Origin of the sequence: Halopseudomonas bauzanensis (genome assembly GCF_900114735.1) — a bacterium.
In the GTDB taxonomy this organism is placed as follows: domain Bacteria; phylum Pseudomonadota; class Gammaproteobacteria; order Pseudomonadales; family Pseudomonadaceae; genus Halopseudomonas; species Halopseudomonas bauzanensis.
Genome location: NZ_FOUA01000005.1, coordinates 19,843 through 33,478, shown reverse-complemented (window position 1 = coordinate 33,478; position 13,636 = coordinate 19,843). Strand labels below are relative to the sequence as shown.

Annotated in this window: 10 protein-coding genes; all 10 read right to left on the bottom strand. The window is 62.6% G+C overall.

Annotation, left to right across the window (positions count from 1 at the left end; all coding sequences use genetic code 11):
• Positions 1-145: 145 nt before the first annotated feature.
• From BM267_RS11460 to tssH, 10 genes are read right to left on the bottom strand one after another with little or no spacing between them, the layout of a single operon-like run.
• On the bottom strand, positions 146-1,144 hold the full coding sequence (locus tag BM267_RS11460; RefSeq protein ID WP_074780596.1) for a serine/threonine-protein kinase: 999 nt from the start codon (positions 1,142-1,144) through the stop codon (positions 146-148).
• A gap of 15 nt (positions 1,145-1,159) precedes the next feature.
• A complete protein-coding gene (locus BM267_RS11455; RefSeq protein ID WP_074780599.1) occupies positions 1,160-1,891 on the bottom strand; it encodes a PP2C family protein-serine/threonine phosphatase in 732 nt (243 codons plus the stop codon).
• On the bottom strand, positions 1,891-5,358 hold the full coding sequence (gene tssM, locus BM267_RS11450; protein WP_074780697.1) for a type VI secretion system membrane subunit TssM: 3,468 nt from the start codon (positions 5,356-5,358) through the stop codon (positions 1,891-1,893). The genes BM267_RS11455 and tssM overlap by 1 nt, the downstream gene beginning before the upstream one ends.
• Before the next feature lie 2 nt (positions 5,359-5,360).
• The gene (gene icmH, locus BM267_RS11445; RefSeq protein WP_074780601.1) at positions 5,361-6,248 is read right to left on the bottom strand and encodes a type IVB secretion system protein IcmH/DotU; all 888 of its coding nucleotides are present in this window, start codon (positions 6,246-6,248) and stop codon (positions 5,361-5,363) included.
• Between the two features lies 1 nt (position 6,249).
• A complete protein-coding gene (gene tssK, locus BM267_RS11440; protein ID WP_036990446.1) occupies positions 6,250-7,581 on the bottom strand; it encodes a type VI secretion system baseplate subunit TssK in 1,332 nt (443 codons plus the stop codon).
• Positions 7,582-7,583: 2 nt separating this feature from the next.
• Positions 7,584-8,051 (bottom strand): type VI secretion system lipoprotein TssJ, encoded by a 468-nt coding sequence (tssJ, locus tag BM267_RS11435; protein WP_036991085.1) that lies wholly within the window; start codon positions 8,049-8,051, stop codon positions 7,584-7,586.
• 5 nt (positions 8,052-8,056) lie between these two features.
• Entirely contained in the window at positions 8,057-9,247 is a 1,191-nt protein-coding gene (gene tagH / locus BM267_RS11430) for a type VI secretion system-associated FHA domain protein TagH (protein ID WP_074780603.1), read from the bottom strand.
• Positions 9,248-9,265: 18 nt separating this feature from the next.
• Positions 9,266-9,439: a type VI secretion protein gene (locus BM267_RS17010; RefSeq protein WP_407920280.1), complete on the bottom strand. Its 174-nt coding sequence runs from the start codon at positions 9,437-9,439 to the stop codon at positions 9,266-9,268.
• Between the two features lie 42 nt (positions 9,440-9,481).
• A complete protein-coding gene (locus BM267_RS11425) occupies positions 9,482-11,017 on the bottom strand; it encodes a sigma-54 interaction domain-containing protein (RefSeq protein ID WP_074780608.1) in 1,536 nt (511 codons plus the stop codon).
• 10 nt (positions 11,018-11,027) lie between these two features.
• On the bottom strand, positions 11,028-13,634 hold the full coding sequence (gene tssH, locus BM267_RS11420) for a type VI secretion system ATPase TssH (protein ID WP_074780611.1): 2,607 nt from the start codon (positions 13,632-13,634) through the stop codon (positions 11,028-11,030).
• Positions 13,635-13,636 lie beyond the last annotated feature (2 nt).

Here is a 13,636-nt window from a genome sequence, read left to right as displayed (position 1 = left end):
CGGAACATTGTGGTTCAGCTTTTCACCAGCAAGAGGTAATCCCATGAATAATATCGTTTACATCGTCGGCGCTGTGGTAATTGTCCTGGCTATCCTGTCGTTCCTCGGGTTCCGCTAACTCTCGAAGCGCCGGTGCGCGTCGGATCTATCCACGGCTGCGGACAGGCAGACAGGTCCGCAGCATGGTTAAGAACCGGTTCGGGTTCGCGGCGCTGAACACCTCAAGCAAACCTGCAGCATCCATGGTGCGCAGCTGCCGGTCGAAGGACAGGGCGTTGCGCAGGGCGGGCCAGCAGTGGGCGGGCAGATTGGTGGGGCGTTGCAATGACTGGTCCTGCTGCATGTCTTTGGCCTGCTGCGCGGTCAGCCGGCTGAACGGGTGCAGCCCGCCACTCAATTCATAGAGTATGCATGCCATGGCGTAGACGTCCGCCGAGGCGGTCAGTGGTTCGCCATTGATCAGTTCCAGTGCCGCATAACGCGGGGTCCAGGCGGCGATGCGTTTGCGGCTGAGCCGTGGTAACCCCGGCAGCAACCCATCCATGGCCTGTCCCAGGCCGAAATCGAACAGCCGCACTCCATCTTCCGTGAGAATGACGTTGCTCGGTTTGAGATCGCCATGCAGCACGCCATGGCTATGGGAACAGACCAGCGCCTGTAACAGAGGTATGGCGACGTTCTGCAATTCTTTCCAGGGCAGGCCGGCGGGGTGCGCTTCGATCAATTGATCCAGCGTCGGGCCCTTGAGCAGTTCCATGGTGATGAAGGCGCGCTGGCTCGGACGGTCGATGGCGAAGTCATGCAGCCGTACGATATTGGCGTGGTGCAGGCGGTTGGTCAGGGCGTACTCGCTGTAGAGCAGGGCGTTGGCATCGGGATATTCCAGAAAGCTTTCATTCAGTGCTTTCAACGCCACCCAGGGTTCGGGGTCGCCGAAATGGGCGCGCAGCAGGTCCTTCGCTCGATACACGGCGCCCATGCCGCCCACGCCCAGCAGCCGTTCGATACGATAACGTTTGCACAGTACCTGCGGCAGTACCTCGGCGCTGCCGGCTGCTGGTTTGTCCGGTGCAGGCGCTCCGTCGTCCGCGCGGGCGAGGCGGGTGAGTTTGGAAGACTGTGGCTTTTTCTCTGTGGTCGTCATCTCGGTATCCATGTTTCAGCGGCGGATTACCACGGCACTGATATTGTCCCGCGCCGGGCCGGCCAGACATTGATTGAACAGTCGCTGGAGTGCCAGGGAGGGCGAGGGTAGGTTCATCGCTGCGCCGATGGTGTCGGGCAGCAGGCTCTGGTAGAGCCCATCGCTGCACAGCAGCAGGGTGTCGCCCGGATAGACGGTGAAGCGGATCATGTCCAGATCGAGTTTTTCATGGGCGCCAATAGCTCGGGTCAGCGCACGCGCTGACGGGTGTCGCGCCGCCTCGGCTGGGCTCATCCGCTGATCGCGGATGAGCTCCTCCATGAACGAGTGATCGTGGGAAAGCTGAAACAGCCGCCCACCACGCCACATATAGCAACGGCTGTCGCCCGCCCAGAGACAGCAGGCCTGATCGCCACGGGCTAGCAGCGCAACCACGGTGCTGCCGACGATGGTCTCGGGTTGATCAGCATGTACTGTCAGGTCCAGGGCCAGATGCCGGTTCAAACTATGCAGCGTCGAGCGTAGCCAGTCGACCTGCTGATCCAGGTCGAGGAAATCCGGCAGCTCGGCCAGTCGCTCGACGATCAGGCGGCTGGCCAGGTCGCCGTTCTGGTGGCCACCCATGCCATCAGCGACAATCCACAGACCCAGCTCGGGGAGGGCGAGAAAGGCATCCTCGTTGCGCGCCCGCACCTTGCCGGTATCGGTGCGGGCGGCGCAGCGCCAGCTGCCTGACGTCGCTGCCATTACAGTTTCGCCGGCAGACTGAAGCCGCGCATCAGACTGATATCGAATGGGTTGGGTGAGCGCTGGCTGTGCAGCAGGTAGTTCGCTCGCATGCCGCCCAGACTGGCCTTGACCAGCAATACATCGCGGTCATTGTGATGGGCGACTTCCATCTGATCCAGCAGGCGGAACAGCGACCAGGCGCCGGAGTTCTGTTCGATACTGGTGCGCTTGCCACCCAGATCCTCCACGGTCAGCGTGATGCGACCATCTTCCGCCGTTGCCGGCCAACGGAACGGGGTCTGCACGATGGGGCCATGGCGATACTCCATATTCTGGTCGCCGAAGCGGAAACTCGCGCGACCGAGGCTGGAATCCAGCGAGTAAGGTTCCAGTTTGAACAGGATCTGCGGCTCGTCGGGGCTTTCACTGAAGAAGCTTTTGCGAATGGTTTGAATACGGCTCATCTGCGCCAGGAACTGACTGGACAACGGCAGGCCGCGCCCATCGACCCGGCGCAGGTGGTAGCGGTTGGCGCTGCCACTGACGAAGGGACGCAAGTAGTTATCGAAGAAGTTGTCCGCCACGCCATGGACCTTGAAAAATTCACGGAAATCGGTCAGAGCCACTTCGCTTTCAGTGTTGGCGAGGAAGGGGTAGCGCTGGTGCAGGGAGGCCCGGTAGGGCGCATAGAACTCGCTGCGATAGCGCTCGGCGATGTACCGGTAAGCATCATCCAGCACCAGCATCCAGCTTTCTGCCGCCATGCTGCTGAACCAGTTGCCGATCGGCTGGGGCAACAGATCGGCATTGGCGCGTACCTGGTTGATTGCATCCTGGCGACCGGTCATGCGTACCTTGGCCATCTCGAAGGCGGCCTGCTGCGGTGAGCTGGCATGGGCCAATCCGGACAATTGCTGCTGCAGACCGTTGAGGGCCTGCATGGCGGTGGCCAGTTCGGGGCTGGCGGCACCCTGCTCGTCGAGCAGGCGATGCAGCGGCTCAAAGCGGCGCTCCAATAGTTGCCGAGCATTGTTGGTCGCGGGGCCGACTACCGACAGACTATCCGTATCCGGCAGGCCATCGACGGGTGGCTCGACCATTGTGAACCGGGTGTTATCACGCACCTCGGTAAGCAAGCGCAGCAACGGAGAGCTGGAGGTGGTAAGGCCGGCCAGTTGCTGCGCTGCTTGATTGGCATTGATCAGCGGTTCGGATTTCAGCAGTGACAACGCCTCGGACCAGTAGTTGGCATAATCCTGAAAATACAGCTGTTCCATTTCCGCCTGCAGCCGCTCCATGTCCTTGCTGCTGAGTTTGTCATTCTCGCCGAGTACCCAGTTGTCCTTGAGAATATTGCCCACCAATCCTGCGCCACGGTCGGCGAACATCTTCTGGTAGCCCTTGCGGGTGTAGAAACCGGGAATGCCGTAGTTGCTGCCGGTGACCAGTGTGGCGTTGGGACCCAGATGGTGGGCCAGACGGTACTCCGGCAGACTCTCGGCCTGTTCGCCCAGGCTGCGGTACAGAATGCTGGCCAGGGATTCGCTACGCAGCTGCAGTCGCGCTTCGGCAACCAGGCGGCCATTGAGCCGGTAGGGCGAGAACGACTCGTCCAGCAGGCGGCGGAAGTGGTTATTCAGCCCTTCCTGGACGCGATTGTTGCCGGGGTACAAACGTGACCAGTCGGCGGCCATCCAGTTCTGCAACCAAGTGGCATCCCGGCGCCTTTCCAGGTTGAGCATCAGATAGGCACGCAGGTTATCCAGCAGGCGTTCGCGGTTGTTCATGCTGTAGCGAATCTGCCGTTCCAGCTGCTGGCCGACCCGCGGCAGCAGTAAGGTTTCCAGATCCCGGCGGTAGGCCTGGTACAGCGTCGATTCTACCTTCTCACCCTGATACAGCCCGCCGCGATGGCGCCAGGCAACCTGGTCCGCCGGTGGGAACAACTGACTGGCCGCATAGCTGGCATCGAGCACGCCGAGAATATCCCGAGCGTCATCCCGTGACTCGATACCGTGGCGTTCCTGGCCGAGTTCGCGGCCCATTTCCCGCAGCCGTTCGAGGCGGTCATGGTTGTTGGAGAAGCCGCTGGTCCAGGTAATGCCCAGCGCCATCAGACAGACGACGGCGCAGGCATACATGCTGCGCTGACGCCAGTTGATGCGTTTCACCTCGCGCTGATCCAGCCCGGCCAGCTCGGATTCAGGAAACACCACCCGACTGAGCAGATGCTGGATGAAGCGCGCCTGGCCGCTGCGCAACGACGGCAACTCGCTGGCCAATGGCGACAGGTTCTGACCGATGCTGGCAGTCAGCGGGTCGACCTGGCTCTGCAGGTGCGGTGCGCTGGTCAGATAGAACCCGCGCAGCTGCGTTGCCTGCTGGTAGCGATTGCCGGAGAAGGCCAGTTCGATGAACAGACCGAGACGCTCGCCGATCTGGCCCAACTGATGGGGAAAGTCCAGGATGCGGCCGCGGCGCTGGGTGTCGCGCTCTTGATGCAGGCGGGAGATGACCTGGCTGTTGAGTCGGCGCAACAGTTCCTCGAACTCCTCGCGAACAACCTGAATACTGGTGCTGTCCTGGCCCTCCCCGAAGGTCGCGCCCAGTACCTGATCGGCTTCATCGCGCGCCAACTGATCGAAGTACTCATCGAAGCCGAGCAGTTCATCGGCCTTGCTCAGCACCAGATAAACAGGCACGTCCATGCCCAGCTTCTGGTTGATCTCCAGCAGCCGTTGGCGGGTCTGCCGGGCCAGGGTTTCCAGACCCAGCTCGTTCTGGCCAAGTAGCTGATCCATGGGCACGTTCACCAGCACGCCATTGAGCGGGCGCGGCCGGCGGCGACGCAGCAGGGTCAACAGGGTCTGCCAGGCCAGGCCGTCGATCTGGTTGTCCGGCTGGGTGAGATAACGGCCGGCGGTATCGATCAGCACCGCATGCTCGGCGAAATACCAGTCGGCATGGCGAGTCGGGGAAATATCCCGGGTCATGCGTCCCTTTTCGCTCTTGTTCAGCGGGAACTCGATGCCGGAAAAATCCAGCAGGCTGGTCTTGCCGCTGCCCTGGGGGCCGATCAACAGGTACCAGGGCAGCTCACTGCGCCAGCGTTCGCTGCGCCCGCGGTAGAAACTGGAGCGGCGCAGGGTGCGGACGGCGTTGCGATAGCGGTTGTGCAGCTCGTACTGCTCTTCGACGATGATGCCTTCGCGGCGCAGGCGTTCCTGCGCCTGTTCGTCGTCCTCCTCGGCCTTCTTCTGCTTGCCGTTGCGCCAATGGACGAAAGCCATGCACAAGCCCCAGACGAGGACGATCAGGCTGATAAGCAGCAGGCGGTTGGCGACCGGGGCGAGGATCTTGCGGTCATTGATGGCCAGCAACGGGCCGCTGAACCAGACCAGCACAGCCAATGCCAGTACGACGCACAGGCTCAAGGCCCAGCCCTGGCGAAACAATGCGAGAGCGCGATACAAAACAGATCTGATATTCATTGGCCGTCTTCCCTGGATGACAATGAGCTTTCAACCGGAGCCTGGCTGATCCAGGGCTGCAGTACGCTGGCGCGCTGTTCGCTGAGGACCCAACTGAATCCGCCGTACATCACTGCCAGGCAGATTGCCGTGGACAACGCCACCAACCAGCCGGGGATGATCCGGATCAACTGGCCACCCTTGTGCTGCAAACCTTCCCAGTGGGGAGAAATGTCCCGCGGGATGTCGCCCCGCAGCTGGCGGATCTGGCGGAACAGGCTGTCGCGGATCAATTCCAGTTCCTGCATGCCGCGCGGCAGCACGCGGTACTTGCCTTCGAAGCCCAGGGACAGGCACAGGTACATCAACTCCAGCATGGCCAGGTGCTTCACCGGATTGCGTGACAGACGCTCGAGCAGCAGGAAGAACTTCTCGCCACCGAAGGTCTCGTTATGGAAACTGCTGAGCAGGCTCATCTGTGACCATTCGCTTTCATTGCCCCAGGGGGTGGTGACCACCGCCTCGTCAAGGGTGGTGCAGATAACGTAGCGAGCAGCCATTACCTGGCTGCTTTCCATGCCTTCCTGCAGGGTGCGGTGCTCGAACAGCTTGATCTCGGTAATCAGCCGCTCGCGCAGGTGCGGCAGGTCCTCGGTGGTATGGCTGTGCTTGAGCCGCACCACTTCGGACAGCAGCGTCGCCGCGGCACCTGTGAGCGGGTTCAGACTGAGATTGAAGCTTTCGGCGGGGCGTACCCGCGCCGCATAGATCATGCGCTCATCCAGTTGCTCGAACTTCGCCGGTGGGGTGAAGTCGGTCAGCGCAGTCTGTGCCGGCGCTTCGTTGCCGCGGTGGAGAATGACGGTCTGGTCATCCTGGCCGTGATGTGGTTCCCTGATTGTCATGTCAGCTCCTGATGGCCCAGAACATCATTTCCAACCCGGGGAATTCGCCGGAAACGTGGAAGGCGAAACCGCCTGAACGTTCCAGCTGTGCCAGGTCTTCGGAGCTGAGTTCCAGCGCGAAATAGGTTTTGCCCGAATGGAAGGGGATCTGCCGTGGCGCCACTGGCATGGGCCGAATGCGGATGCCGGGCAGATGCAGGTTGACCAATTGACGGATGCGTTCCACCGGACCGACCTTGAGGTGGGCGGGCAGGCGTTGGCGCAGCTCCTCTGAGTCGCAATGGGCACTGGCTGCGAGTACGAAGGAGGCATTGCCGAGCAGCTTGTGATCGTTCAGCGGCGACACCTGGATACCGTACTGGCGCTGCTGCAGGGCCATCTCGATGGCGTGCTGCTCCAGCACCATGGACAGCACCTGGCGGATGGCGGTCATCAACTTGCGGAAGCTGGTGCCCTGATCGCTGTGCTGATAGCGGCCTTCCAGCCGCGGTCGGCGGGCCTCACCGGAGTAGCTTGAGAGCTCGCCGAGCATTGCCAGCAGATCGCGATAGATCTGCTCGGGATGGATTTGCTCCTGGGTCAGATAGTGACGCAGCACCGGCTCCACACGGTTGATCAATTGCAGCATCAGAAAGTCGCCCACTTCCGCGGCACCGGTCTTGCCGGTTGCCCGCACACGCTCGGCCAGGATGTCACCGCGGTGGGCGAGCATGCCGACAACTTCCTTGACGCAGGACTGGAGGAAGGGGCTGGTCTGAAAGTGCAGGTGGGTGGCGATGTAATCCTGATCCAGGCTCACCACACCGTCGGGGGTGGTATCCAATACCTGGCACAGTTTGAGTTGCACACAGGCCTGACTCTCTTCACCATCTGCCAGCTGCAGCCGGAAATCCGGCTGGCCGCAGCTGACCTGAGCCGAGCTGCTGTCACCCGCGTTGGAGTCGGCTACCTCGGCCTGGCGCGCAACGTAACGGGCGAGCACGTCTTTCTGCTCCGGTCGCCGGGCCTCGATGTGATTGCCACTGACCAGGGGCAGGGTGAGATAGACCGGCGTGTTGCTGGTATTGGGTGGAATATCCAGCGCCAGGGGCTCCTGCTCGGTACCCAGTTCGAACAGGGTACCGTCGGGCAGGATCCCGCTGGCCTGGTTGATCACCAGCTTGCCGGTGGTGAGAAACTGGTGATCGATCTCCAGCTGGAAGAATCCCCAGCTGCAACTGGTTTGCCGCTGGGTCCGGGCTTTCAACTGGTAATCGTAGTAGCGGTCGTTCTGCTGGAAGTGCTGCGGACGCAGCAGCATGCCTTCCTGCCATATGACTTTACGTGTGGCCATGATCAGTCTTCCCTGGCGGATGCAGGCGTGCTGATGCCCCGCGCGTCGAGATACAGCTCGGCCTGGTTGTGGCTCTTCTGCTTGAGCGGGATCACGTAGCGCCAATTGGCCTCGGGCAGGTTGCGATAGGCAGCGAGCACACCGATATAGCGGCTCTCGGGTTGCGTCGACAGTTTGTAGCTGCGCTTATCACCAGGGCGCAGTTCGAGCTCTTCCTGGCTTACCAGGTCGGGCGTGAGCACTTCCCGGGGGCGTTGATACAGCGAGAAGAATTCGGTGTTCTCGAAGGCCACTGGATTGCGCAGCTCGATCAGTCGGACCACGATCGGTGAAGGGCGGTCATTGATGTCCGGGTTCAACCGGGGACTGCCTTCGAGGGTCAAGTCCAGCTTGGTGGTGCTGGAAAAGGGCGAGCAGCCGCTCAGGGCGAGCAGGGTGCACAGAGCAAGCAAAAGCATGGGACGCGGCATGGCAGTCATCCTTGAAAGTCATTGTTGAGGGTGGCGATAAGGCGAATCTGTTCTTCGTAGGCGGTGGCAAAGTCCCGGGCGAACAGGCGTTCGCTCCATTCATTGTTTTCTTCCAGCGCGTTGTACAGCCGCATATAAGCGCGCCAGCGACCGCCTGCAGTGCTGATCAGCGACTTGTTCTCCCGCTCGAAACGCAGCGTCAGCTGCTCGGGGGACAGGTGCTCCAGCATGCCCTTGACGGCGGCACGGCTGGCCGCGATCAGCGCCACCTGATGAGCCTGTAGATCCCGGAACGCACGGCTTACCGCCTGTTCCGCGGGCAACTGGCCGGGCTCGCTGTCGCGCAGCAGGATGGTCAGCGCGGCGGTGGCATCGCTGCTGTGCTTGAGTGGATTATTGCCAGCGGTCTGCACAGTGGTCTGGGCCAGGCGCATCTCGCTTTTCAGGTCGCTGCGGGTACGCAGGCTCTGCTGCAGATTGCCCACACTGATCTTCAGCAGCCGGGCGACACGCAGCGCCAGCGCTTCGCGCTGCGTATCATCCAGCTGTTCCAGATCCATCCCCAGTTCGCTGCCGAAACGCTCCCAGAAACGCGGCGGCTGGCGTTCCTGCTCGGGGGCCGGCGCCGGGGCGGAGGGCGCCGGTGGGGCGACCAGCTCGGGCACCGCCAGGCTTTCCATATCGACACGTGCATAGTCCTGCTGGGCCTGCCGTTGAGGGGCCAGGCCGGGCATCGCCAGCTCATCGGTCTCGTTGTACAGTCGCTCCTGCTGATCCAGCGCATTCAGCGGGTCCAGGTCGAGAAAGGCATCGTCGGGGATGATATTGTCCGCGCCGGGGGAGCCGCTGGCGTGGTCGAGGAACACCGACGGGTCCTGAATCAGCCGTGCCCGGATCTCCACCTCGCCAAGGCGGTACACATTGCCATGTTCGATGCGCTGGGGCTCGCCCTTGTTCAGTCGCTCGCCGCTGCCCGTCAGCTCGATGCCGTTGCTGCTGGTGTCGGTCAGATAAAAATGACCGTCATGATGACTGATACGTGCGTGCTGGCCGGAGATGACCCGCCGCGTGTCGGGGATCACCCAGTCACAGCTGTCGGCGCGGCCGATGATGCCGCCGGCCTGCTTGAAGCTCTTGCTGATGGCCAGACCGGGCATCTGCTGCGGGGCGCTGACCACATCGAATACCAATTCCATGGTGAGGTACTCCTGGCGCTACGGGCGGCGCTCGGCCGCGGTGGGGTCTCCCAGCGGACGGTAGTCGCCGTCGCTGAGCTTGTAATTGGCACCACAGCCGGCCAGACACAGAGTCATGGCCAGTAGCAGCAGGCTACGCCGGCGGCGTCGGGACTGTTGCACGCATGTCGAAATGGAAGATCCGAACATCATCTATTGCTACTCCTTGGGTTATCCGGGCAATTCAAGCGGCGGTCATTGACGGGCATCGGCTTTCTCCCGCGATCTGATGTCCGCCGCACAGATATTCAGGCGCTGCATGCGGTAAAGCAGCGTGCGGCGGGGCAATCCCAGTTCGGTGGCGGCACTGGTCTGGTTGCCCTGGTTGCGGCGCAGTGATTCGATCAGCAGGTTGCGTTCAACCTGTTCCAGGCGCTCGCGCAGGTTGCGACTGGTATCCGCGGCGTCTTCCAGCGAGAAGTGCTCGGGCAGCAGCTCATTGCCGTCGCACAGCAGAATGGCTCGCTCGACTACCCCCTTGAGTTCCCGCACATTGCCGGGAAAGGGGTAGCCAAGCAGCTGCGACTCGGCGGCCTGCGACCAGCGACAGAGCGGACGCTGGAGAAAGACGCAGGCCTGTTCGGCAAAGTGCCGGGCCAACTGCAGGATGTCCTGGCCACGTTCCTGCAGTGGTGGCAGCTCGATGGGGAAGTGCGCCAGCCGGTAATAGAGGTCTTCACGGAAGGTGCCGGCTTCCACCAGCAGCTTCAGGTCACGGTGGGTCGCAGCAATGATGCGGACATCAACCTTGTGTGTGTCGGTGCTGCCCAGTGGCCGCACTTCGCCTTCCTGCAGCACCCGCAGCAACTTGGCCTGCAGGCTCAACGGCATGTCGCCAATTTCATCGAGGAACAGGGTGCCGGTGTCGGCAGCGTCGAGCAGTCCGGTATGATCCCGGTCGGCGCCGCTGAAGGCGCCCTTGCGGTAGCCGAACATCTCGCTTTCCAGCAGATTCTCCGGCAGCGAAGCGCAGTTCTGCACCACGAAGGGGCGGGTACGCCGGAAACCGTAATCATGGATCGCGCGGGCCACCAACTCCTTGCCGGTGCCGGTTTCGCCGGTCAGCAGCACATTCACGGGGTTGTGCAGTACCTTGCCGAGCAACTGATAGAGCGTGCGCATGGCCGGGCTGTTACCGATCAGTCCGTAGCCGCTGGGGCAGGGGCGATCCGGTGCCGGCTCTGCCGTGGCCGGGGCGGGCACGGTATCGACCCGCTGCAGCAGACCGAGCTGGCTCACCGTGAAGTTGCCTAGCAACCCCAGGGAGTCGGCAAAGTTGCCCAGGCGCAGTGACTGGGTGCTGGCGGTGAGCAATACACCGAGTACATGCCGGGCTTCGGAGAGCAGCGGCAGGCACAGCAGGGTGCGCCACGGCGTGGCACTATCCGGCAGGAAAGCGGTGTCATGCAGGCTGCTGTCGAGCGTATCGATGGCCAATATCTGGTTCTGGCACAAGCAGTACTGCAGCAACTGTTCGCGGTGATAGTCGCTGGGCAAGCCGGCCTGTTCCCGGATCTGCCAGTTGTTCTCATGCCATTCGGCCGCCAGGGTCAGTTGGGTATGGGTGTCATCCAACAGGTACAGCTGACTCAGTTCGCAGCCGGTCAACTGACTGGCCGACTCAACCAGGCCCTGGCACAGGCGGCGGCTGTCGGTCAGCCCTGCCAGCCGGGAGAAGTGTTCGAGCAGTGCCTGGGCATAGCGCAATGGCTGCGGCAACTGGCTGAACATCAGCGGTGCTTCAGGCGAATTCACAGATAACCCGCCCTTCGTCAGTGACTGTGGCCTGCACCTGCCGCAGGGTCTCGCCAGTGGCCATCGCATCCAGCAGACGATCGACGGTCATGGCTTGCAGATGCCGGTCGATCAGTTGATCGATCAGGCGGGCGCCCATCTCACTGTCGCCGCAGAGGTCGGCGAAATGGGCGGCCAGCTCCGGTGTATGGCTGAAGCTCAAGCGGCGACGCTGCAGCCGCTCGGCGAAGCGCTCCAGCTTCAGCGCAACCAGTTCCTGCAGGACTTCGCCAGCGACGGGGTAATAAGGCACCACCTTCATGCGGGCTAGCAGCGCCGGCTTGAAATGGCGGCTCAGCGTCGGCCGGATGGCCTGTTCCAGCTGTTCGGCGGTGGGACGTTCGCCGCTGCGGCACAGCTCGACGATAACCTCCGACGCCAGATTGGAGGTGAGCAGAATCAGGGTATTGCGGAAGTTGATCTCCCGGCCTTCGCCGTCATTGGCTACGCCCTTATCGAAAATCTGGTAGAAGATGTTGAGCACATCCGGGTCGGCCTTCTCCACCTCGTCGAGCAGAATCACCGAATAGGGCTTCTGCCGAACCGCCTCGGTCAGCATGCCCCCTTCGCCGTAGCCAACGTAGCCGGGCGGAGCGCCGATCAGCCGGGACACACTGTGCTTTTCCTGGAATTCGGACATGTTGATAGTGGTGAGAAAACGCTCGCCGCCGTACAGCAGGTCGGCCAGTGCCAGCGCCGTCTCGGTCTTGCCGACGCCACTGGGGCCGGCGAGCAGGAAGACACCGGTGGGCGCATCCACTGGTGTCATGCCGGCGGCGGCGGCGCGGATGGCGCGGTTCACCGCCTGGACGGCCTGCTCTTGACCGCGCAGTCGTTGACGCAGATCGTCGCTGAAAGTCGCCACCTTGGCGTTATGCTGGCGCGCCAGTTGGGCCAGCGGAATGCCAGTCCAGTGGCTGATGACCTCGGCGACCAGGCGCGGGCAGACTTCATGGCTGACCAGCACGCCATCAGCCTGTGCAGCATGAAGTTCAGCCTGGGTCGCGCGCAGCCGAGATTCGAGGTCGGCGCTTTCTGTCTCCGCTTCCGGCAAATCTGCGCTTGTTGCCTCGTTGGCCTGGCGCGCGGCGGCGCATTGCTTGCGCAGTTCGAGCAGGCGCAGCGCCAGATCCCGTTGCGCTTCCCAGTGTTGCTGCATATCGATCAGTTCGCTGCGGGCGCTGAGCAGCCGGTTCTCCAGATGATCCAGGGCCTCGGTATCGATTGCCAGACCGGCCTGTTGATCGCGGCGCATGGCGTCGCATTGGCGGTCGCCCTCGGCCAGCTCCTGACGCAGGCTTTCGATGGCTTCAGGTGCCGCCGCCAGATTGATACGCACCCGCGCGCAGGCAGTGTCCAGCACATCCACCGCCTTGTCGGGCAATTGACGGCCGGCCAGATAGCGGGCCGACAGTTCTGCTGCCGCGACCACCGCATCGTCGCGTAGGTAGACCCCATGACTCTGCTCGTAGACTGGTGCCAGTCCGCGCAGGATGGTGATCGCCTCGCTGACCGTCGGCTCGTGCAACTGCACCGGCTGGAATCGCCTGGCCAGCGCCGGATCCTTCTCGAAGTACTTCTTGTATTCGCTCCAGGTGGTGGCGGCGATGGTGCGCAACTCGCCGCGGGCGAGGGCGGGTTTGAGCAGGTTGGCCGCATCGGAGCCGCCGGCCTGACCGCCGGCGCCGATCAGGGTGTGGGCTTCGTCGATGAACAGAATGATCGGCTGCTGTGATGCCTTGACCTCATCGATCACCGCCTGCAGCCGCCGCTCGAACTCGCCCTTGATGCTGGCGCCGGCCTGCAGCAGACCCAGATCCAGACACAGCAGTTCGGTATTCTGCAGTACCGGCGGCACTTCGCCCTGGGCGATGCGCAACGCCAACCCTTCGACAATGGCAGTCTTGCCGACGCCGGCCTCGCCGACCACGATGGGGTTGTTCTTGCGGCGGCGAGCCAGGATATCGATCATCTGGCGGATGGCTGCATCGCGGCAGAGGACCGGATCGAGCCGACCCTCGCGGGCCTGGCGGGTGAAGTTATGGGTGAAGCGTTGCAGAGCTGATTCGCCGTTCCCGGTGCCACCTGGCGCTGGGGTAGCGGGTTGTTGTGAGCGAGCGAACTCACCCAGGCGCTCGGCGTTCAGGGTGCCGAGGATCGCCATGTAAGCGGTTCCGGCATAACGCAGCGGGTTGCGCAGCAGAGCGAGAATCAGCGCCGCCTGGTCGATCTGGCTTTGCTTGAGTTCCAGCGAGGCCGTCAGCAGTGCATCCTGCAGCCACTGCACCAACTCGGTGGAGAACACCGGATTGTTGGTTGCGCCCGATTCCGGACGGGGCTGCAGTACTGCCGCGAGTTCATCGGCGCTGCTGCCGGCATCCGGCAATGCGCGTACCAGCAGGCTGTCGGAACGGTTCAGCAGGCCATCGAGCAGGTCTTCGATCAGTACCTTGGAGCCACCCCGGCTGACGCAGCGTTCGGCGGCGGCTTCCAGGTCGCGGCGGCTGTCGGCGTCGAGTGCCTGTACCAGTTGTTGCAAATCCAGATTGATCATTA